This is a genomic window from Sphingomonas sp. Xoc002 (assembly GCF_050408055.1).
Classification (GTDB): domain Bacteria; phylum Pseudomonadota; class Alphaproteobacteria; order Sphingomonadales; family Sphingomonadaceae; genus Sphingomonas; species Sphingomonas yabuuchiae.
Map to the genome: position 1 here is coordinate 3850502 of NZ_CP191175.1, position 20922 is coordinate 3871423.

A 20922-nucleotide genomic window follows, 5' to 3' on the forward strand; every position below is an offset into this window, starting at 1 on the left:
AGAGGCGTTGCGTTTCCGTGAAATCGTCGACAGCGTCGCCGATCCCCCCCGGCGCACAGGATTTTGCGGTGTGGGCAGCAGCGTGCAAAGTCAAAGCCGCTGCGTCCCGCCGCCCCGATGCTGCGGCAAGACGTGGCCGGACCGGGCCGAATCCCGCCTGCGCACGACGATCTTGCTCCATGCCGTTGCAACCGCGCCTGCGAAGCCCGATGTAGGGTATATGACAAGCCGCGTATCGGGCGCCGTGACGGCCGTTCTCGGGCCGACCAACACCGGCAAGACGCACCTCGCGATAGAGCGGATGTGCGCGCATAGCAGCGGCATCATCGGCTTCCCCCTCCGCCTGCTCGCCCGCGAGGTCTATGACCGGGTCGTGGCGCTGAAGGGACCGAGTCAGGTCGCGCTGGTCACGGGCGAGGAAAAGATCGTGCCGCCCGATGCGCGCTGGTTTTTGTGCACCGCCGAGTCCATGCCCGACCGCGACGTCGCCTTCATGGCGCTGGACGAGGCGCAGCTGGGCGCGGACCTGGAGCGCGGTCATGTCTTTACCGATCGGTTGCTGCACCGGCGCGGTCGGGACGAGACGATGATCCTGGGGTCCGAGGCGCTCAAGCCCATGATCCGCGCGCTGGTGCCGGATGCCGAGATCATCGCCCGTCCCCGCTTCTCGACGCTGACCTATGCGGGCGCCAGGAAGATCAGCCGCCTGCCCAAGCGCTCCGCCATCGTCGCCTTCTCGGCCGAGGAGGTCTATGCGGTGGCCGAGATGCTGCGCCGTCTGCGCGGCGGCGCCGCAGTGGTGATGGGCGCGCTGTCCCCGCGTACCCGCAACGCGCAGGTCGAGATGTTCCAGGCGGGCGAGGTCGATTATCTCGTCGCCACCGATGCGATCGGCATGGGCCTGAACATGGATGTCGCGCATGTCGCCTTTGCCGGGCTGCACAAGTTCGACGGGCGTCGTCGTCGCCGCCTGACGGTGGCCGAGATGGCGCAGATCGCCGGACGCGCCGGGCGGCATCACCGCGACGGCAGCTTCGGCGCACTGGCCGAGGAGGGACCGGACTCGTTCCTGCCCGAAGAGGTGCTGGCGATCGAGGAGCATCGCTTCCCCCGGCTCGACCATCTGTACTGGCGGGAGGGCGATCCCGACCTGTCGAGCATCGATGCGCTGATCGCCAGTCTGGAGCGCAAGCCCGCTCCGGGCGTGCTGCGCGCAGCCCCGCTCGCCACCGATCTTCAGGTGCTCAAGCGACTGGCCGACGAACCCTGGGTCCGCGACCGGGTGCGGCGGCCCGCCATGGTCGCACGGCTGTGGGCGGCGTGCGGCATTCCCGATTTCCGCAAGGTGGGCATCGATCCCCATGCCCGCTTCGTCTCGCGCGTGTTCGGCCATTTGTCCGAAGGGCTGGGCCATGTCCCGCACCAGTGGTTCGCCGACGAGATTGCCCGGCTCGACAATATGGCGGGCGATGTCGAGACGCTGGCGGGCCGCCTCTCGGCGATCCGCAGTTGGGCCTATATCGCCCAGCGCGCCGACTGGCTGGCTGATCCCAGACACTGGGCCGAGCGGACGCGCGAGATCGAGGAGCGGCTGTCCGACGGCCTCCATGCCAGCCTGACCCAGCGTTTCGTCGACAAGCGCACCACCGCGCTGATCCGCCGCATCGGCGCCGATGCGGGCGCGTTGCCCGTCACCATCGGGCCGGAGGGCGAGGTGCTGGTCGAGGATCATCCGATCGGTCGGCTGGAGGGATTCCGCTTCACCGTCGAGGCGGGCGCGCGGGCGAACGACAAGCGCCTGTTGCTGGCGGCGGCGGAAAAGCGGCTGGGCACCGAGCGGTCGCGCCGCGCCGAGGCGCTGATCGCCGCCGAGCATGACGCGATCGCGCTGGTAGAGGACCGGCTCGTCTGGGACGGGCATGGCGTGGCGCGGCTGATACCGGGGCCGTCGCTGGGGCGGCCGGTGCTGCGGCTGGAACGCGATCTCGATTGCCTGGCCCCGTTGCAGCGCGAGCAGGTGAAGGCCCGGCTGGACGCCTGGCTGGCGCGGTCACTCGACCGGCAATTGCCCGCGCTCGTCCGGCTGGCGGGGCTGGCGCGCGAGGCCAAGGCGTCGCCCGCGATCCGCGCCGTCGCCGCCGCGCTGGAGGATGCGGGCGGCATCGCGCCACGCCAGCCGCTGCGCCTGATGATCGATGCGCTGTCGCCCGACGAGCGGCGGCGGCTGCGCGGCATGGGGATCACCATCGGCACGCTGGACGTGTTCGATCCCCGGTTGCTCAAGCCCGGTGCGGCGGCATGGCGGCGTATCCTGATGACCCTGTGGGGCCAGACGCCAGACCTTGCCCGGCCGGGTGCCACCATCCTGCGTCGCGACGAGCCGGGGCGCGGCGTCGCGTCGGGCTATCGGCCGCTCGGCGAACAGGCGGTGCGGATCGATCTGGTCGAGCGCATCGCGCGCGCCGCCCATGACGCGCGCGAGGGGCGTGGACCCTTCATCCCCGACGCCTCGCTGGCGACCTCGATCGGGCTGGAGGCGGCGACGCTCGACCGGCTGATGGGCGACCTGGGGTTCCGCAAGATACGGGGCGGCGAGAATGAACCCGCCCGCTGGATCTGGCGCGGCCGTCCGCCTGCCCGCCCCGCCCCGCGTGTCACCGCCAGCCCCGGCAACGCCTTCGCCGCGCTCGCCGACTGGGGGCGTACGCCGTGACGACACGCCTCCGTTCCTCCCCATCTTTGATGGGGAGGGGGACCACCGCGAAGCGGTGGTGGAGCGGCAATGTCCTGCGGCTCGCGCCAGGCCGCGAAGGTCATCGCCAAGCCCCTGCCCCTCCACCATCCTACGGATGGTCCCCCTCCCCAAGCAAAGCTTGGGGAGGAATGGGCTTGTCCGCGCCTTCCATGACCCACAGAAAGGACCGCCCCACCCCATGAGCACCCGCACCCCTGCACTCGAGTCGATGCGGCTCGACCGTTTCCTCTGGTGGGCGCGGATCGCCAAGTCGCGGGAGACGGCGCAGGCGATGGCGTGCGACGGGCATTTCCGCATGGACGGCCGGGCGATCGACCGGGCCCATGCGCCGGTGCGGATCGGCAGCATCCTGACCTTTGCGCATCATGGCCAAGTGCGCGTGCTGCGGGTGGAATCGCTGCCCGTCCGGCGCGGACCGCCCGCCGAGGGGCGCGCCTGTTACTGCGATCTGGTCACCTCGCCGGTTTCTGGCCCCAATATGGTTTCGGGCCCTGATACGGTTTCAAGCGTTGACGGATCGCCGCATGCGGCATAGCAGCACGCGTTCGTACCTTGGGAGTTGTCATGACCTACGTCGTCACCGATGCCTGCATTCGCTGCAAGTATATGGACTGTGTCGAGGTGTGTCCCGTCGACTGCTTCTATGAGGGCGAGAACATGCTCGTCATCAACCCGTCGGAGTGCATCGACTGCGGCGTGTGCGAGCCCGAATGCCCGGCCGAGGCAATCCTGCCCGACACCGAGAGCGGGCTGGAACAGTGGCTGGAGCTGAACAACACCTTCTCCGCCCAGTGGCCCAACGTCACCCGCAAGCTCGACCAGACGCCGCCCGACGCCGATGCGATGAAGGGCGTCGAGAACAAGTACGACCAGTTCTTCAGCCCGGAGCCCGGCAAGGGCGACTAACCGGGACGCGCCCGGCAAGGGCGACCGATCCCGATCATTCCTCTCCTTTCAGGGGAGGTGGCAGGCCAAAGGCCTGACGGAGGAATGTACCCCCTTTCGATGGCGGGACACCCCTCCACCATGCTGCGCATGGTCCCCCTCCCCTTACAGGGGAGGAAAGAGGGAATGGGGATGCGTAGGCCGCCCGCACCGGATGGTTCCGCTACCCTGCACATATGCTGGTAATTTTCTTGCGACCATGCTATATGGTTCCGCGACGGGCATAGCTGTTTTCGCGACCGCCCGCCTTTGATGTGTTCGACCCTTCCTTCCCGAGGCCGACTTGATCAGTGGACCCATTTCCGCTCGTTCGGCGCTCGTGCGAAGGCCCTGATCCGGAAAGGCCCCCAATGGCTGCCAAGGCGCTCCACTTCGACGTCGGTGACTATGTCGTGTATCCCAAACATGGCGTGGGCCGCGTTATCGAGCTGCAAAAGCAGGAAATCGCAGGGATGCAGCTCGAACTCTATGTGCTGCGGTTCGAAAAGGAGCGCATGACGCTCCGCGTTCCCACCAACAAGGCCGAGTCGGTCGGCATGCGCAAGCTGTCCTCGGACAAGACCATGCGCGAGGCGATGGAAACGCTGAAGGGCAAGCCCAAGGTCAAGCGCACCATGTGGTCGCGCCGTGCCCAGGAATATGAAGCGAAGATCAACTCGGGCGACCTGGTGTCGATCGCCGAAGTGGTCCGCGACCTGTTCCGCGCCGACGACCAGCCCGAGCAGAGCTATTCTGAGCGGCAGATCTTCGAGGCCGCCACCAGCCGCCTCGCCCGCGAGCTCGCCGCGATGGAAGAGGTGGACGAGCCGCGCGCCCAGGAAAAGATCCTGGAAATCCTGCGCGCGGCCGCTGCCATCTACAACAAGGAAAAGCCCGCCGCCTGACCCGCAGTCGGTCTTTGACGATACGAACAAGGGGCGGTCCCAGGCGGGGCCGCCCCTTTTCATTTGCACGGGCGCCCCATCCATGTGTATTATTGAATCAATACACAGGAGGTCGCTCATGCCCAAGTCCGTTACGCTTTCCACGCTTCTCGGCCTGATGGTGCTGGCCATCCCCACCGCCGCCTGTTCGTTCGAGAGCGACGCCAAGGGACAGGAAGTCCCCGCGCAAGGCTCGGGCGACACGCGCAGCTACGCGGTGCGGGGCTTTACCACCGTGTCCAGCGACGGCAGCGATCCGGTCGATATCCGGGTCGGCGGTGATTTTTCGGTACGCGCGCAAGGGTCGGCGGCCGACCTCGACCAGCTGCGGATCGCACGCGATGGCGACACGCTGCGCATCGGCATGAAGAAGGGCGTGCATTGGGGCAATCGCCGCAACGTCCGCATCCTGGTGACGCTGCCCCGCCTGACCGGGGCGGGTGTCGCGGGATCGGGGCAGATGCGCGTCGACCGGGTGGAGGGCGACAGCTTCAAGGGCGGGATCGCCGGATCGGGCGACCTGACGATCGGCGCCATGCGGGTTCGACAGGCAGATTTGGGCGTGGCGGGCTCCGGCTCGGTGAATGCCAGCGGCACGGTCGACGCACTGAAGATCGGGATCGCCGGGTCGGGTAACGTGCTGGGGGCTGGCCTCCATGCCAAACGCGCCGAGGTCGGGATCGCCGGATCGGGCCGCGTCGCGGTTCAGGTCGACGGCCCGGCCAAGGTGTCGCTGGGCGGATCGGGCGATGCCGATCTCGGGCCGAACTCGGTCTGCACCGTGAACAAGGGCGGCTCGGGCACGGCGCGTTGCGGACGGACGCTGTAACGGGGACCGGCTTGCGACGCCGACGGGGCGGTGCGAGGATGACGCCGATGTCGATCCGCGCCGCTTCCGCTATTCTGTGTTCCACGCTCATTGCGGCGCCTGCTTTTGCCGCCGAGCGGCGCGTCGATCTGAGCAGCTTCGACAAATTGCGGGTCGAGGGGCCGTTCCGCGTCACCATGACCACCGCTCCCTCGCCGCGCGGCACCCTGTCCGGTGACGGCGCGGCGCTACGCCAGGTCGAAGCGCAGGTGATGGGCAGCACGCTGGTCGTGCGACGCTCGGGCGGGGGCGATGCGCCGGTCACGCTGGCCCTCGCCGCGCCGCCGCTCTCCGGCGTCACCGTCATCGGCGGCGCGCAGGTGACGGTACAGGCGATGAAAGGCAGCGCACTCACCCTGTCGGTCACCGGCACGGGCGAGGTGCGGGTCGGTCGGGCGGATGGCGACCAACTGACCGCGATGCTGTTCGGCCCCGCCAGGCTGACCATCGAAGGCGGCCGGGTCGGCAAGGCGCGGCTGGCGGCCAACGGGCCTGCAAGCATTGCGGCCGATACGCTGGAGGCGGGCGACCTGACCGTCACGCTCGACGGCCCCGGCGAGATTGCCGCACGGGCGCGCTATACGGCGGCGGTCGCCAATGGCGGGCTGGGCAAGGTGACGGTGGCGGGCACGCCCAAATGCCGGATTACGGGCGGTGGTCCGGTTCGCTGCGGGGTCAAGTAACCGGCGCACGCCGGTCGAGAAACGCGGCGATGGCGGCAAAGGCGTTGGCGCGGACCGGATCGGCCTCGCGCAGGATCTCATGGGCACAGCCGCGACCGAAGGCGACCAGCTCGCCCTGCGGCAGACGCTGCGCCACCCGCGCCGCCGCCCGTGCATCGACCAGCCGATCGGCGAGCGCGACCAGCATCAGCACCGGCGTTGCGATCCGCGCCAGCGCCGGATCGTCGCGTAATGCCGCCGTCGCGCGAAAGGCCTCCGCCACCCAATGCCAGCTGGGCGATCCCAGGCACAGCTCGGGCTGTGCCTGTCGAAAAGCCTGCTGGTCGGCGAAGCGGGTCAGGTCATGGGTCAGCCTTTTCTGCCGCGCGTTGGCGGCGGCGGGCGTCTCCAACCGTCGCCAGGCGGGGCGTAGCGGATCGCCGCGCCCGACCTGCCAGCGGGCAAAACGTGCGCCCGCCCATTGGCCGACCGGCGAGCGCAGCGCCAGCATCGGCGCGACCAGCACCACCGCATCGGGCGCGATCCCGCCCTTGGCCAGCGCCGACAGGGTGGCGAACCCGCCCATCGAATGACCCAGCACGACATGCGGCCCCTCGCCCGGTCGTACCCACCCGGCATAAAAGGCGGCCAGATCCTCGCCCAGCCGATCGAGCCGGTCGATATGCCCGGTCCCGTCGCCCGTCAGCCGCCCCGACCCGCCCTGCCCGCGCCAGTCGAAGGCGGTGACACCCCAGCCCTGCGCACGAAAATGATCGATCGCATCACCATATTTCTCGATCATGTCGGCGCGGCCCGTCTGGAACAGCAACCGCCCGCGTCGCGCCGTGCCCGCCTCATGCGGGCGGTCATAGCGGCGATGGACCCAGCCATCGGGGGCCGTCCAGTAGGATAGGAAGGGCGTGAGGGGGCCTGTCATCGGGTTCGATGCGTATGTCGCCATGCCGTTCCCTGCCTTCACTCATGAACACCTGAGGATCGGCGGGCCGGAGCCTATCCCATATGTGGTCCTTACTACCACGTCCTTTGTTACAGTTGCTGCCATGGGGTTTGAGGAAAGGTCTGCCCTTGGCCTTCGACTTCGCTCAGGCTGAACGGTGGAGGGGAAACATGCTGCTCGCTACAGGCACGCCCCTCCCGCAGGCGGGAGGGGCTCAAGATCAGAAGATCGACCACTCCAGGATCGCAGGTTCCTTCGCCGTCACCGTCATGCGCAGGAAGCGGGCCTTGCCCGGATGACGCAACGTGATCGGCGAACCGCTCACACCCGTCTCGGCCGCCACGTCGCGCCAGCTTTTGCCGTCCGGCGAAGCCTCAATCCGCAGATCCTGCGGCTGGATCGCAAAGGCCGGGCGGATCCGGCTTTCGCGTACATCCCGCAATCCGCCCAGATCGGCGGTCAGCACCGGCGCCTGCCCGGCCTCGGGCCGCCACGCGGTCGCGTAATTGTCGTCCGCCGCCAGCGCGTCCACACCCTTGCCCGTCCAGCGCAGCCCGCGATCGCGCTTTGCCGCAAAGGCCGGGATCACCGGATCATGGCTCGGCCGAACCTTCTCGAACGTGCCGTCCGCCCGCACGGTCAGCGGGTCGACCGACACCTGCCGCAGCACGCGCTCGCCACCCATCACGAAGGGCAGCGCCTGACGGTGATAGAGGATGTACGACTTGCCTTTGTCGGCGAAGATCGCGTGATGGCCGGGGCTGATGATCTGCCGCGCGGCATCGGTTTCGAGGAGCGGGCTGTTCGCCGCTTCGGTGAACGGGCCCATCGGCGATTTGCCGACCGCATAACGGACCTTGTACGTGTCCTTGGTGGTGTTGCCGTCGCTATAGGTCAGCAGGTAACGCCCCTTCTCCTTCACCATGAAGGGGCCTTCGAAGTAATTCGCCGGGGTCACATCCTTCGGCGCGCCGTCGAAATGGACCATGTCGGGCTTCAGCTTGACGACGAAGCAATGCCCGTTGACCCAGTTCAAGCCCGATCCCCAATAGAGATAGGCCTGGCCGTCATCATCGACGAACGCCTCGGCGTCGATCATATGATATTGGGGCGCAAAGTCCCGCGCGATCAGCGGCTTGCCGCCATTGGCATCGGCCCATGGCCCCGCCGGGGATGGGGCGGAGCCGACCCACACCTCGCTGCCGACCGAGACATACATATACCAGCGGCCGTTCGGTGCCTTGACGACCGAGGGCGCCCAGACCTTGGCATCGCCCGAGGTCGGGCTGGTCGCGGCCTGCTTGGTCGGCCAGTTGGGCTGCGAGAAGGTCCAGTCGCGGCCATTGTCCGAGGTCCACAGCCCCAGACGGTCATCGCCCCACGGATCGATCGTGGCGAAGATATACCAACGCCCCCCATCGCGAACGATGGAGGGGTCGGCGAAATAGCCGGGGAGCAGCGGATTGCCCGCCCCCGGACTATTCCACGGAACATCGCGCCGGGGCACAGCGGACCCCGCCGCCCCGGCAAGAAGGACGGCGGCGAGCAGCGCTCCGGCGCGGGCCTTCATCAGCGCAGGTCCAGCATGACGACCGACTTGGCCGGCACCTGCACGGTCAGCGTGCCGCCAGACAGCGTTGCGCCGTTGAACGGCTGCGGCGCGACCTGGTTCGGCGCGTCGAAGCTGTTGTGCGCATCCATCGTCGCGCCGGTAAGCACACGGCCCGACACCTGCGCCGCGGTCACGCCGTCCAGCTTGACCGAGACGGTGGCGGGCTGGTTGGGATCGACATTGGTCAGGCCGACATGCACCACGCCCGCCTTGTCGCGAACGGCTGAGGCGCTGACCGCCTTCATCACCCACTGATTCTTGTTGTACCAGCGCGACTGGACATCGACCGGCAGGACGGTCGCGTCCTGATAGTCCTTGTACATGTCGAACACCCAATAGGTGGGCGTCTTCACCATGCGCGCGCCGTCGGTCAGGATCATCGCCTGGAGGACGTTGATCATCTGGGCGATGTTGGCGCCCCGCACGCGGTCGGCATGATGCGCGAAGATGTCGAGGTTCAGGCTCGTCACCATCGCGTCGCGAAGCGAGTTCTGCTGGTACAGGAAGCCCGGATTGGTGCCGGGTTCGACATCATACCAGGTGCCCCATTCATCGACGAGCAGCGCGACCCGCTTGTTCGGATCGTACTTGTCCATGATCGCCGAGTGACGGGTGAGCAGCTCCTCCATCTTCAGCGTCTTGGACAGGGTGCGCGCCCAGCTTTCCTCGTCGAAGCCGGTGGCCGCGCCCTTCTTGTCCCAATTGCCCGGGATCGTATAGTAATGGACGCCGATGCCGTCGAACGCGCCACCCGCGTCGCGCATCATCACTTCGGTCCAGTTGTAATCGTCGCTGTTGGCGCCGCTGGCGATCTTCTGCAGCTTTTCGCCCGCCGGGACCTTCAGGAAGGTCGAATAGCGGCGCGTCACGTCGGCGGCATATTCGGGACGCATATTGCCGCCGCAACCCCACAGCTCGTTGCCGATGCCGAACATGGCGAGCTTCCACGGTTTGTCGCGACCGTTCTTGCGGCGCTCTTCGGCATAGGTCGATTTGGACGGGAAGGTCATATATTCGACCCACTCGGCCATTTCGGACGGCGAGGCCGAGCCGACATTGCCCGAGACATAGGCCTCGGCGCCGACCATCTCGCTGTAATTCATGAATTCATGCGTGCCGAAGCTGTTGTCCTCGGTCACGCCGCCCCAGTTGGTGTTGACCTTGGTCAGGCGCTTGGCCTGCGGGCCGATACCTTCGCGCCAATGATATTCGTCCGCATAGCAGCCGCCCGGCCAGCGGATCACCGGCACCCGGATCGCCTTCAGCGCGTCGAGCACGTCGCGGCGATAGCCGTTGACGTTGGGAATCTTGCTGCCCTTGCCGACCCAGATACCGCCATAGATGCCGGTGCCCAGATGCTCGGCGAACTGGCCGAACAGGCGGCGGTTATAGACCGGACCCGGACGGTCGGCATGCACTTCGACCGTGTCGGCGGTACCGGCGGGCGCGGTTTGTGCGGTTGCGGTGCCCGCGAACAGCGTGGCGACCGCCGCCGCGAACAGGAATTTCGTTGCCCTTTTCATGGATTCTCCTCTGCCTGATACGGCATGATGGCTTATTGTCCGAGTAAAGAACAGCCCTATTGCACCTCTGTCGCGCGGGCGGGCTTCGCTTTGTCGGGGGTGGTGCCATCACCGCTGAAGGGCTCCAGGCGGAAGGCGACGCGCGTCGGCGCGAGGACGGTGCGATATTGCTGATGCGGCTGGCCGACATGGCTCCAGGTCGTGTCGCCGCCGACACCCCATTGCGCGGCATCGACGATCAACGTCGTCTCGCCATGCGGCACGATATCGGTCGACTTCCACGTCCCCGGCGCACGGCGGTACAGGTCGCCATAGGGGAAGGCGAGCGCCTGCATCATCAACGGTTTCGGCGCGCGGACACGAAGCCCCGCCCCCTCGCCCGACAGCTCCATCCAGCGGACATCGACCTTGTTGCCGGTATCCTGCGGCCGCATGTAATCATGGTTCTGCTCGGCGATGCTCCCTCGCCACAGCCCGATCGCCGCCGAACTCTTGCGATCGACATAGCTTTCATGCGGGCCCCGGCCATACCATTCGACCGTCTTCATGGTGGTGGGCATGGTGTACCACAGCCCGATGCGGACCGGCGGCGGCAGGTCGGCCTTCAGCGGTACGAACTGCCCGTCGACATCGACCGCGCCGTCGCCTGCCATCTTGTAGCGGGTGACGAAACGCGCCGCGCCCGCCCCCATCTCGTGATCGACGGTCACGCTCCGGTCGGGACCGATCGATACACTCCGCACCTGATAGCGGCCGTTCATCGTGAACCAGGGCGATTGCTGGGCGACGGTACCGTTGGCGGTGTCGTTGTCGGTTTCGGCACGAACGAAATTGGGCTGACCGCCCTTGGCCAGTATGCGGCCGCCCGCCGCGTAACGCGTGACGAGCCCGGTCTTACGGTCGATGACCAGTTCCGCGCCGTTCGCCGACAGGGTGACGCTGTCGGCATTATCGGCGACCGCCACCTGCCCCCTGGCCGCCACCGGCATGGCGGGGGCGTCGGTGAGCGCGAACTGCTCCCAGCCGATCACGTAATTCGCCGGAACCGCGCGGATCGTGCCGTCCTTGGCATGGGCGCGGACGGTCAGGACATATTCCGCTCCGGCCTCGCGCGCGAATTTGGGGGCGAGCGCCACCGTCTGCACCTGCCCGGCCGCTATGGTCAGCGCGGGGAGCTGGCCGCTGGCCACCGCGACGCCATTCTTCTCGACCACCCAGTCGAAGGTGAAGCCCGACAGATCGATAAAGTCATGACGGTTATGTACAGTCAGCCGTCCGGTCTTTGCATCGTAACCGTCGAAGCGGATCGGCGACTGAACCTTCTGCACCTCGTACAGCTGCGGATTGGGCGTCCGGTCGGGCTGGTTCAGACCGTCGCCAAACTCGATATCCCCGCCCGGATTGGGGCCATACTCGCCGCCGTCACCCCAGTAACGCCGCCCGTCCTTGGTATAGCGATACATGGACTGGTCGACCCAATCCCAGATGAAGCCGCCCTGCAGCTTGCGGTGCGCGTAGATGGTGTCCCAGTAATCCTTGAAATTGCCGCCCGAATTACCCTGCATATGGGCATATTCGCACTGGATCATCGGCTGGGTGCGGGTCGGGTCCTCGGCCCAGTCGACCATCTTTTCGATGTCGTCATACATGGGCGCGTAGATATCGACATAGTTGTTCGGCTGATGGCTCCAGTCGAGCGTGCCCCAGCCGAGATAGGAGATCAGCCATGCCGGATCGCGCCGCCGGATCGCCGCCGCCGCCTTCTCGAAATTGGGGCCGATGCCTGCCTCATTGCCCAGCGACCAGAAGATGATCGAGGGATGGTTCTTGTCCCGCTCGACCATGTTCATCACGCGGGAGACATGCGCGCCCTCCCAGGCGGGGTCGAAGCCGATCTGATATTTGCTGCGCTGATCGCCGTTGCGGTTGCCCTGCTCCATATAGGCGTGGCTCTCGATATTGGCCTCGTCCATCAGATAGAAGCCATATTCGTCCGCCAGCGCCAGGAAACGCGGGTCGTTGGGGTAGTGCGAGGTGCGGATGGCGTTGAAGTTGTTGCGCTTCATCAGCTCCAGGTCGCGGCGCATCGACGCTTCGGAAATGACGTGGAAGGTCTCGGGGTCATGCTCGTGCCGGTTGACGCCGCGGATCACGATGCGGCGGCCATTGACCATGACCTGCCCGTCCTTGATCTCGACGGTGCGGAAGCCGATCCGCTGCGGCGTGGCCTGCACCACCTGGCCATTCGCATCAACCAGTTCGACCAGCAGCGTGTAGAGATGAGGCGTCTCCGCCGACCAGCTCCGCACGCCGGGCACGGCGGCATCCAGCTTGGCCGAGGTCGCGCCCTGGGCCAGTGCCACCTCCCGCGTCACCACCGCCCGCTCGCCGTCGAGCAGCGTCATGCGCGCGGTCATCGCCTGGGGCAGCGCGGGCAGCGTCAACTCGGTCGACAGCGTGCCGTCGCGGTAATTCTTGTCGAGCCCGGCATGGACGAACAGGTCATCGATCCGCGCTTTCGGCACCGCCCGCAGGTACACCGAACGCTCGATCCCCGAGACGCGCCAGAAATCCTGATCCTCCAGATAGCTGCCGTCCGACCAGCGATGGACGCGGATCGCCACGACATTGCGGCCGGGCTTCAGGAACCGGGTGACGTCATATTCGGTGGGGAGCTTGGAGTCCTCGGAATATCCGGCATCCTGCCCGTTGACCCATAGCTGATAGGCCGAGCCCGCCGCGCCGATCTGAAGGATCACATCCTGCCCGCGCCAGCCGTCCGGCAGGATGAAGTCGCGGCGGTACGATCCCGTCTCGTTGTCGTCATGGGGCACCAGCGGACGGTTGGCCGGGAAGGGATAGGTGATGTTGTTGTATTTGGGCTGACCATATCCTTCGGCCTGCCACATCGCAGGGACCTTTATCGTCTTCCACTTGGACACGTCGTAACCGGGCCGCTCGAACCCCTTGGGCGCGCCGTCAACAGAGGGTGAGAAGGCGAAGGACCAGTCGCCGTCGAGGCTCATGAAGCGGCTGGATCGGGTCCGATCGCCCGCCAGTGCCAGGTCGCGACTTTCATAGGGAAAGGCGGTGGCGCTGGCGGGGCGGGTGCCGCGCGCGTTGACGGCGGGATTTTCCCAATCGGGGCGGCTGGGATCGACCTGGACGGCGGCGACCTGCGGGCCGTTTTGTGCAAAAGCCGGGCTCACCAGAGCCACCACGGCCACACCGGCCGCCAAACGCCAATTCATTGCACTCCCCCTTCGATTCCCGCGATTCCCTGACCGGATCGCGCCTATTTTGTCTGATTTTTATGACGGCTTCGTCATCTCGACAAGAAAAAAGGACCTCGGGACCGCCCGCGCATGCCCGATCCGACGCAGGTTGACGGACCCGCCGCGCCTCCGGCTATAGTCTGACGTTTGATCGGATATGCGTTGGGGAGACGCCAGGGTGAAGAACGGGACGATCCTTCGCAAAAGCTGTCTGGCGGCCGCCGTGCTGGCGCTGATCCTGGGTCCGGGGGCGGCCCAGGCGGCGCAGGGACAGGCCGCCCCGCCCCCCGCCGACCGTCCGGTGCCCGTGACCCTGCGTCCCGCGATCGACCGCCCGTCGACGGTGTTCGAGGGCTGGGGCACCGCGCTCGCCTGGTTCGCGCATGTCACCGGCGGCTGGCCCGAGGCGGAACGCACGCGGCTGGCCGATCTGTTCTACGGGCCGCAAGGACTCGGCTGGACGATCGCGCGCTACAATATCGGCGGCGGCAATGCGGCGGATACGCCCCCCTATATGAAGGTCGGGCGCGCGGTGCCGGGTTTCTGGCGGCAACCGGCGGGGGTGACGGGCAAGGACTGGTGGCGCGCCGACGATCCCGCCATGTGGGACTGGGGGCAGGACGCCAACCAGCGCTGGTGGCTCGACGCCATCACCGCACGGGTGAAGCAGCCGATCTTCGAGGCCTTCTCCAACTCGCCGCCCTGGTTCATGACGGTCAGCGGGCGGGTATCCGGCGCGGAAAAGGGGACGGACGACAATCTTCGTCCCGGTCAGGAAGCCGCCTTCGCCACCTATCTGGTCCGCGTCACCGACGAATTGCAGCGGCGGCACCATCTGACCTTCCGCACCCTGTCGCCGGTCAACGAGCCCAACACCAATTACTGGTTCGCCGCCAATACGCAGGAAGGCGCGCATTGGAGCCCCGCGCGGCAGGCGCAGATGATCGACGCCACCGCCGCCGCGCTGAAGGCCAAGCGGCTGTCCACCGTCATCGCCGCCCCCGACGAAACCGCCTCGCATCTGTTCGTACAGGACTGGGCCGCCTATCCGCCCGCCACCCGCGCCGCGATCGGCCAGTTGAACGTCCACAGCTATGGCACGGTCCACCAGACCGCCGTGCGCGACATCGCCCGCGCCTCGGGCATCAAGATGTGGATGAGCGAGAACGACACGCCGCTGTCGGGCGATCCCGAAGACCTGACCGGCATGGCGACACCGCTGGCCTTTGCCGAGCATGTCGTCGGCGATCTCAAGCGGCTGGAGCCCGCCGCCTGGGTCTTCTGGCAGGCGGTCGAGGACCTCAGCACCCGCAAGGGCGAGAAGGGATCGAACTGGGGCATCGTCAAGGCCGACCTGATGGGCGCGGCGGACCAGCCCCATGCGATCCATGTGACGGGCAAATATTGGGCGATGGCGCAGTTCAGCCGCTATATCCGGCCGGGCGACCGGCTGGTGCCGGTGGACGACATGGATACGGTCGGCGCGCTGTCACCCGACGGACGGCGGCTGGTGCTGGTCCATGTCAATCCGGGCCTGTCGCCGAGACCGCTGAGCGTGGCGGTGCCGGGGCGGTGGCAGCGGCGGATGATCGTGACGGACGCTGTGCATAAGTCCGTGGATATCGCGGGGGATATCGCGCCGCCGCAGTCGGTGGTGACGTTGATATTGACGCGGTGAAGGCCACGGGCGCATCTCTCCAGACGCACGGCTAGGTTGCGGGTTCGAGTCCTACCGGGCCCACCAATCTCACATCCCCGCATCCGGATCGGTCAGCCCGATCATCCGCCGACCTGCCCGCCTTGCGAAATTCAGCGTCGCCTTCTTCCGCACATGTGCGGGCAGCGGCACGCTATGCGCCTCGCGCACGATCGCCGCGTCGTAACGATCGGCGACGATGATCCCCGTCCGCTCGGGCAGGAACGCCGCGCTTTCCAGCGGCGACCAGTCGAACCCGGCGGGTACCGCCCAGTAGAAGCGGTCGCAATGCGCCAGATAATCGGGCCATTTGCCGTCGCCCAGCATGTCGGCGCGCGACACCTTGATCTCGACGACGACGACATTCCCCCGTGCGTCGAGCGCCATCAGGTCGGCCCGGCGGCCGCCCTCTAGCGGGACTTCGGGAATGGTGATCAGGTCGTGGCGGAGCAGCATCCGGGTCACGCCCCGCGCGACATCGGCGGCACAGAGCGGAGACAGCGGATCGTCGACGCACGAAGCGGGCGGCATGTCCAACATGCCACCCGCTTAGAACATTTGACGAACAAATGCAAAAGCCCCTGAAACGGGGCCTTGAATATCAACGATAGAAGATGTGGTTGCCGATCGCGGCGACCTTCTGCACCCGCACGCCCGGACGGTTGCCGGGGGTGTTGAAGTACAGCGCCTTGCCCGCGGTGCTGTCCCATGCCTGGGCCAGCGCGACCTTGGCGACGGCGACGGCGGTGCGATAGGCGGTGTGCGACGGGCTGACCGACGGGATCTCACCCCGACGCACGAAGCTGAACTGGCCGCGCTGCTTGATGACGTCGCAGACGCCGGTGGGGAAACGACCCGACTTGGTGCGGTTCAGGATGACCTGCGCCACGGCGAGCTGGCCTGCGAGCGGTTCGCCGCGACCTTCGAAATAGATGGCACCGGCCAGACAGCGGAGCTCTTCGCTCGACGCGATCTCGTCCTGATCGGCCACGGCGTCGGCCAGCGAGTCATAGTCGCCGTCCTCATCGCCTTCAGAAACCTGGGAAAAATCGGGGAGCGCGGACATGGTGGCCCGGGCGCTCTGGGGAACCATCGCGACATCGGCGACGTTGATCCCGGAAACAGTCATCGCACTGACTGGAGTGGCAGCAACACCGGCAACGTTGGTCGCGAGGCTGGGGGTGCTGGTGGCGAGAAGACCCGCCAGAGATAGAGCCATGGCAGCGGACGCCGCGACTCGCTTGAAAACGGTCATTCACTCAAACAGACATGCGGTTGGATCACGGACCCGAGCATTGCCCAAGGGCGCTCGTCCGGGCTTCCCCCCGACTGCGTAACCCACCGGATCGCACCCGATAAGCACAACGCGAAATTACGATGGGGGGCTCGTGGCCGATCCGGCCGCGTTCGTCAATGTTGCAGGATCGTTTCAGCGGTGAAGCGTTCCGCCGCAGCGCCATCCAGTTCCAGGACCCACAGGTCCGGATCGCGCGCCCGCCGCCGCCGCCAATAGCTTAAAATATCGTTTGCAGGCGTCGATTCGATCAGCGCGGTCTTGCCATCCGGGCCAATACCGCGTTCGAGCACCCGCTCGCGCCGGTGCGACGTGACGGGGTCGGTATCGATGACGATCACCAACATGCCCCCGGCCTGCGGATCACCCTTGGCCAGCACCATGCCCATGCCGCCGCTGTCGTTCATCCGGCGCAACAGGGCGGTGACCAGCATTCCGCTCGGCAGACGGCCGTCCATCGCGCTCAGGCCGTTCGATAGCCGGGCAGGCCCGCCAACGCGATCTGCGAGCGCATGAAGGTGCCGGTGCCGCGCGCGACCTCTTCGCCGCTGGCATCGATCAGCCGTGCATCGGCGACGAACACCCTTCGCCGCCCGCTGACCCAGCGCCCCTCGGCCATCACCTCCCCCGCCTTGATCGGGCGGGTCAGCAGCAGGTTGAACTGCGTGGTCAGCAGGAAGCGGTCGGTGACCAGGCTGTTGCAGGCATAAAAGGCCGCATCGTCGAGCATCTTGAAATAGCTCGTGCCATGCGCCGCGCCGGCCGCGTGATAATGCCGCTCGTCCACCCGAAAGCGGATGCGCGCGACGCCCGGCTCGGTTATCTCCAGCGCGGAGTCGAACAGGCGATTGATCGGGGCTTCGGCATAGAGCGTCTCGAGCGCCCGGAAATGCGCGGCCTCGCCCTCAGGCCGCGGCGTCACGCGCCTCGTCCTGGGTGAGCAGCGCCCAGATCGCATCGGGCGACCCCGCCCCGCGCAGCTTGGCGACGAAGCCCTTGTCGCGCAGTCGCCGCGAAATCCGGGCCAGCGCCTTCAGATGCGCGGACCCCGCATCGGCAGGCGAGAACATCGCAAAGACCAGATCGACCGGCATGTCGTCGACCGCCTGGAAATCGACCGGCTGTGCCAGACGCGCAAAGACACCGACGATCTGGGTCAGGCCGGGCAGCTTGCCGTGCGGGATGGCGACGCCCCCGCCGAAACCGGTCGACCCCAGCTTCTCGCGTTCGAGCAGCACATCGGCCAGCAGCTTGGCATCCTGTCCCGCAGGCCCGGCGGCAGCCGCCGCCAGCGCCTGGAACAGGGTCTTCTTGTTGGCGGCGCTGACGCCCGCCAGCACCGTATCGTGGCGCAACAGATCGCTGAAGTCGTTCATGGTCTTTCCGGTGCGCCCCCGCGCGGCCCGCCTAATAACGGGCCACGCGGAAGAACGATAGAGCTTATCCGGCCGTGCCGCCGCGTTGCGGCTCGACCCAGCCGATGGTTCCGTCACCACGGCGATAGACCATGTTATACGACCCCGTACCCGAATTCTTGAACAGCAGGGCCGCAGTATTGCGCAGATCGAGCATCATCACCGCATCGGAAACACTGGCGTCGGGGATATCGACCCGCGTTTCGGCGATGATCAGGGGTGCATCGCCCGCCTCGTCCTCGTCGACCTGTTCGGCAAAGAGGGTGTAGCCCGCATCATAGGCCCCGGCCTCGGCCAGTTCGATCGCCTGCCCCGCATTGCGGTCCTTCAGGCGGCGCGAATAACGGCGCAGCTGCTTTTCGATCTTGGTCGCGGCGCCGTCAAAGGCGAGGTGCGCGTCCTGGGCTTCGTGACGGCCTTTGAGCACTAGGCCGCGGGTGACGTGCATCACGATATCGCATTTGAAGCCGACGTCATGCGGCCCCTTGCCGAACGTCACCTCGGACGAGATGGCGCGGGCGAAATATTTCTCGGCGATACCCTGAAGCCGGTCCGTCACATGGGTCCGCAGCGCGTCGCCCGTTTCGACCTGATGACCAGAAATCCGGATATCCATCGTCTTCTCCTTGATGCACTCTGATGGGACGGTCCTTTTGGCCTGTCCCGTGGCGTCAACCGGACGCCTCGGCCCCCCAAACCGGATCGGTTATGCCCTTTAGAAACGCCGCATGGGCGGCAAGTTCCGCCTCGCTCGGCCGGAAGATGCGCGGCGGGCGGACTTTTGCGGGCGCGCGGGCGACGATCACCGGGCCGGTGTCCGCGCTCGCCTCGGCGAGCAGGCCCAGGCCGATCTGCCGCCCGCCCATCAACTCGACATAGACCTGCGCCAGCAGCTGCGCGTCGAGCAGCGCGCCGTGCAGCACACGGTGCGAGCGGTCGATGCCATAGCGCGAGCAGAGCGCGTCGAGTGTATGCTTGGCGCCGGGATGCTTGCTGCGCGCGATCGCCAGCGTGTCGACCATCCGCGTCTTTTCGCAGACCGGCGGGAAGCCCAGCGCGCCCAGCTCGCCATTGATGAAGCCGAAGTCGAAGGTCGCATTGTGCGCGATCAGCGGCGCGTCGCCGATGAAGTCCAGAAAATCGGCCACCCCGGCCGAAAAGACCGGCTTGTCCTTCAGGAACGCGTCGGACAATCCGTGGACCGCCTGCGCCTCGGCGGGCATCGACCGTTCGGGATTGAAATAGGCGTGATAGGTGCGCCCGGTCTCGACCCGGTTGACCAGTTCGACACAGCCGATTTCGACCAGCCGGTCGCCTTCCGAAAATTTGAACCCTGTCGTTTCGGTGTCGAAAACGATCTCTCTCATGACCCGACTATCGGCCTTCGGATGCGGTGATGCAAGCGATCAAAGACCGCACTTTTTCGCGGGTTTCGGCCAATGGAATGTCGGTCGCGACGACATGATCGGCGCGCGCACGCTTATCCCCATCGGGCCATTGGCGCTTCAGAATGGCGTCGAATTTGGCCCGGGTCATTCCCGGTCTTGCCAACACCCGCGCCTCCTGGATTTCGGGTATTGCCGAAACGACCAACACCTTATCCACAGACTTGTCACCGCCGGTTTCGAACAGCAACGGCACGTCGACCACCACCAGCGGAGCCCCGGCATGCGCCGCCAGAAAGGCCGCGCGTTCGGCCTGCACGGCCGGATGCACGATCGCCTCGAGTCGGCGCATCGCGGAATCATCGCCCAGCACCGCCTGCCCCAGCGCGGCGCGATTCACGCCATCGGGTCCGGTGGTGCCGGGAAAGGCCGACTCAATCGTCGCGACCAATGTTCCACCTGGCCCCTGCAAGCGGTGGACACAGGCATCGGCGTCGAACACCGGCACCCCTTCGTCGCGAAACATCTGCGCGACGGTCGACTTGCCCATGCCGATCGAGCCGGTCAGACCCAGAACGATCATGGCCGCACGATCATCGCAGCAGGATCTCGCGCAGCTCGCCGTCCCGGTCGCGCGGCGGGGCCGCGCCGAAGAACCGCTCGAACGCCACCGCCGCCTGTCCGATCAGCATCTCCAACCCGTCGATCGTGGCCAGCCCCCTTGCCCGCGCCGCCGCCAGCAGCGCGGTTTCGAGCGGCGCATAGACGATGTCATAGACGACCGCGTCCGCCGGCAGGGCCGACAGGTCGAGATCGAGCGGCGGCTGGCCGGTCATGCCCAGGCTGGTCGCGTTGACGACCAGGGCGCTGGGCGGCACGGCGTCGCCGATCGGCAGCGCCTGCCCCTCCAGGCCGAAGGACGACAACAGCGCCGCCCCCTTGTCCACATTGCGGTTGAACAGCGTGACCGGCCCGACGCCGATCCCCGCCAGGGCGTACAGCACGGCGCGCCCGGCCCCCCCTGCCCCGATCACCGTCACCGGCTTGCCCGCCAGATCGAAGGCTTTGAGCGGCGCGGCAAAACCCGCCGCGTCGGTGTTGGTGCCGACCAGAGCGCCGCCCAAGTCGCGAAACGCGGTGTTGGTCGCCCCGATCGCGGTGCGTATGTCCTCACGATCCTCGACATGATCCAGCGCGGCGATCTTGTGCGGCACGGTGATGTTGCAGCCCCGCCAGTCCGGGTCGGCCTTCCGCTCGGCGAAATAGGCGGGCAGCGCGTCCGGCGTGACATGGGTGGCGCGATACGCCGCCTCGATCCCCAGCGCCTCCAGCCAGAAACCGTGAATTTTCGGGGATTTGCTATGGGCGATCGGGTCGCCGATCACCTCCGCATAAGGAAGGGCCATCAGGCGGGCATCCAGCCGCGTTCGCGCAAATAGCCCAGCATGGGAAGCAGCGGCATGCCGAGAATGGTGAAATGGCTGCCCTCGATCCGCGAGAAGAGCTGCACCCCCGGCCCCTCGATCCGGAAACAGCCGACGCAGCCCGAAATGGCGGGCCATTCCTGATCCAGATAGCGGTCGATGAACGCACCCGAGAGCGGGCGGACAT

Annotated in this window: 21 protein-coding genes; 7 read left to right on the plus strand and 14 right to left on the minus strand. The window is 66.8% G+C overall.

The window, feature by feature from the left end; translation table 11 throughout:
* Positions 1-220 precede the first annotated feature (220 nt).
* From ACQR50_RS17725 to ACQR50_RS17750, 6 genes are all read left to right on the plus strand, one after another.
* Complete coding sequence (locus tag ACQR50_RS17725) at positions 221-2713, plus strand: helicase-related protein (protein ID WP_428969311.1); 2493 nt, start codon at positions 221-223, stop codon at positions 2711-2713.
* A 220-nt stretch (positions 2714-2933) separates the two neighbouring features.
* A complete protein-coding gene (locus ACQR50_RS17730; protein ID WP_428969312.1) occupies positions 2934-3290 on the plus strand; it encodes a S4 domain-containing protein in 357 nt (118 codons plus the stop codon).
* 29 nt (positions 3291-3319) lie between these two features.
* Positions 3320-3661: a ferredoxin FdxA gene (gene fdxA / locus ACQR50_RS17735; RefSeq protein WP_042486955.1), complete on the plus strand. Its 342-nt coding sequence runs from the start codon at positions 3320-3322 to the stop codon at positions 3659-3661.
* A gap of 389 nt (positions 3662-4050) precedes the next feature.
* The gene (locus ACQR50_RS17740) at positions 4051-4584 is read left to right on the plus strand and encodes a CarD family transcriptional regulator (RefSeq protein ID WP_042486954.1); all 534 of its coding nucleotides are present in this window, start codon (positions 4051-4053) and stop codon (positions 4582-4584) included.
* Between the two features lie 118 nt (positions 4585-4702).
* Positions 4703-5452, plus strand: coding sequence for a head GIN domain-containing protein (locus ACQR50_RS17745; protein ID WP_428969313.1), 750 nt, complete (start codon positions 4703-4705; stop codon positions 5450-5452).
* Positions 5453-5499: 47 nt separating this feature from the next.
* Positions 5500-6174, plus strand: coding sequence for a GIN domain-containing protein (locus ACQR50_RS17750; RefSeq protein ID WP_428969314.1), 675 nt, complete (start codon positions 5500-5502; stop codon positions 6172-6174).
* Here ACQR50_RS17750 and ACQR50_RS17755 read toward each other — a convergent pair.
* The 4 genes from ACQR50_RS17755 to ACQR50_RS17770 all read right to left on the minus strand — a co-directional run bounded on the left by ACQR50_RS17755 (position 6167) and on the right by ACQR50_RS17770 (position 13497).
* Positions 6167-7090: an alpha/beta fold hydrolase gene (locus ACQR50_RS17755; protein WP_428969315.1), complete on the minus strand. Its 924-nt coding sequence runs from the start codon at positions 7088-7090 to the stop codon at positions 6167-6169. The genes ACQR50_RS17750 and ACQR50_RS17755 overlap by 8 nt on opposite strands.
* Positions 7091-7331: 241 nt before the next feature.
* Positions 7332-8681 carry a family 43 glycosylhydrolase gene (locus ACQR50_RS17760; RefSeq protein ID WP_428969316.1) on the minus strand — a complete coding sequence of 450 codons (1350 nt, stop codon included), beginning with the start codon at positions 8679-8681 and terminating at the stop codon, positions 7332-7334.
* The gene (locus ACQR50_RS17765) at positions 8681-10246 is read right to left on the minus strand and encodes an alpha-N-arabinofuranosidase (protein WP_428969317.1); all 1566 of its coding nucleotides are present in this window, start codon (positions 10244-10246) and stop codon (positions 8681-8683) included. Before ACQR50_RS17765 ends, ACQR50_RS17760 begins: the two co-directional genes overlap by 1 nt.
* A gap of 56 nt (positions 10247-10302) precedes the next feature.
* Complete coding sequence (locus tag ACQR50_RS17770; RefSeq protein WP_428969318.1) at positions 10303-13497, minus strand: glycoside hydrolase family 2 TIM barrel-domain containing protein; 3195 nt, start codon at positions 13495-13497, stop codon at positions 10303-10305.
* A 181-nt stretch (positions 13498-13678) separates the two neighbouring features.
* On the opposite strand from ACQR50_RS17770, the gene ACQR50_RS17775 reads away from it, so the two are divergent.
* Positions 13679-15199 carry a glycoside hydrolase gene (locus tag ACQR50_RS17775; protein WP_428969319.1) on the plus strand — a complete coding sequence of 507 codons (1521 nt, stop codon included), beginning with the start codon at positions 13679-13681 and terminating at the stop codon, positions 15197-15199.
* A gap of 69 nt (positions 15200-15268) precedes the next feature.
* Here the strand turns inward: ACQR50_RS17775 and ACQR50_RS17780 are convergent, their stop codons facing one another.
* From ACQR50_RS17780 to ACQR50_RS17825, 10 genes are all read right to left on the minus strand, one after another.
* Positions 15269-15757 (minus strand): MmcB family DNA repair protein, encoded by a 489-nt coding sequence (locus ACQR50_RS17780; RefSeq protein WP_076710376.1) that lies wholly within the window; start codon positions 15755-15757, stop codon positions 15269-15271.
* Between the two features lie 61 nt (positions 15758-15818).
* On the minus strand, positions 15819-16436 hold the full coding sequence (locus ACQR50_RS17785) for a cell wall hydrolase (protein ID WP_428969320.1): 618 nt from the start codon (positions 16434-16436) through the stop codon (positions 15819-15821).
* A gap of 191 nt (positions 16437-16627) precedes the next feature.
* Positions 16628-16969 (minus strand): DUF1491 family protein, encoded by a 342-nt coding sequence (locus ACQR50_RS17790; protein ID WP_076714317.1) that lies wholly within the window; start codon positions 16967-16969, stop codon positions 16628-16630.
* A 5-nt stretch (positions 16970-16974) separates the two neighbouring features.
* Positions 16975-17433 (minus strand): PaaI family thioesterase, encoded by a 459-nt coding sequence (locus ACQR50_RS17795; protein ID WP_428969321.1) that lies wholly within the window; start codon positions 17431-17433, stop codon positions 16975-16977.
* A complete protein-coding gene (gene ptsN / locus ACQR50_RS17800) occupies positions 17417-17887 on the minus strand; it encodes a PTS IIA-like nitrogen regulatory protein PtsN (RefSeq protein WP_056438851.1) in 471 nt (156 codons plus the stop codon). Before ptsN ends, ACQR50_RS17795 begins: the two co-directional genes overlap by 17 nt.
* A 64-nt stretch (positions 17888-17951) precedes the next feature.
* Positions 17952-18542, minus strand: a complete 591-nt coding sequence (gene hpf / locus ACQR50_RS17805; RefSeq protein ID WP_056438849.1) for a ribosome hibernation-promoting factor, HPF/YfiA family — start codon at positions 18540-18542, stop codon at positions 17952-17954.
* A gap of 55 nt (positions 18543-18597) precedes the next feature.
* Positions 18598-19293 (minus strand): DNA polymerase III subunit epsilon, encoded by a 696-nt coding sequence (gene dnaQ, locus ACQR50_RS17810; protein WP_056438847.1) that lies wholly within the window; start codon positions 19291-19293, stop codon positions 18598-18600.
* Positions 19294-19300: 7 nt separating this feature from the next.
* Positions 19301-19894 carry a dephospho-CoA kinase gene (gene coaE, locus ACQR50_RS17815; protein ID WP_428969322.1) on the minus strand — a complete coding sequence of 198 codons (594 nt, stop codon included), beginning with the start codon at positions 19892-19894 and terminating at the stop codon, positions 19301-19303.
* A 10-nt stretch (positions 19895-19904) separates the two neighbouring features.
* Entirely contained in the window at positions 19905-20717 is an 813-nt protein-coding gene (locus tag ACQR50_RS17820; protein ID WP_428969323.1) for a shikimate dehydrogenase family protein, read from the minus strand.
* The coding region (locus ACQR50_RS17825) for a Maf family protein (RefSeq protein WP_428969324.1) at positions 20717-20922 on the minus strand (206 nt) is incomplete at its 5' end. The genes ACQR50_RS17825 and ACQR50_RS17820, both read right to left, overlap by 1 nt.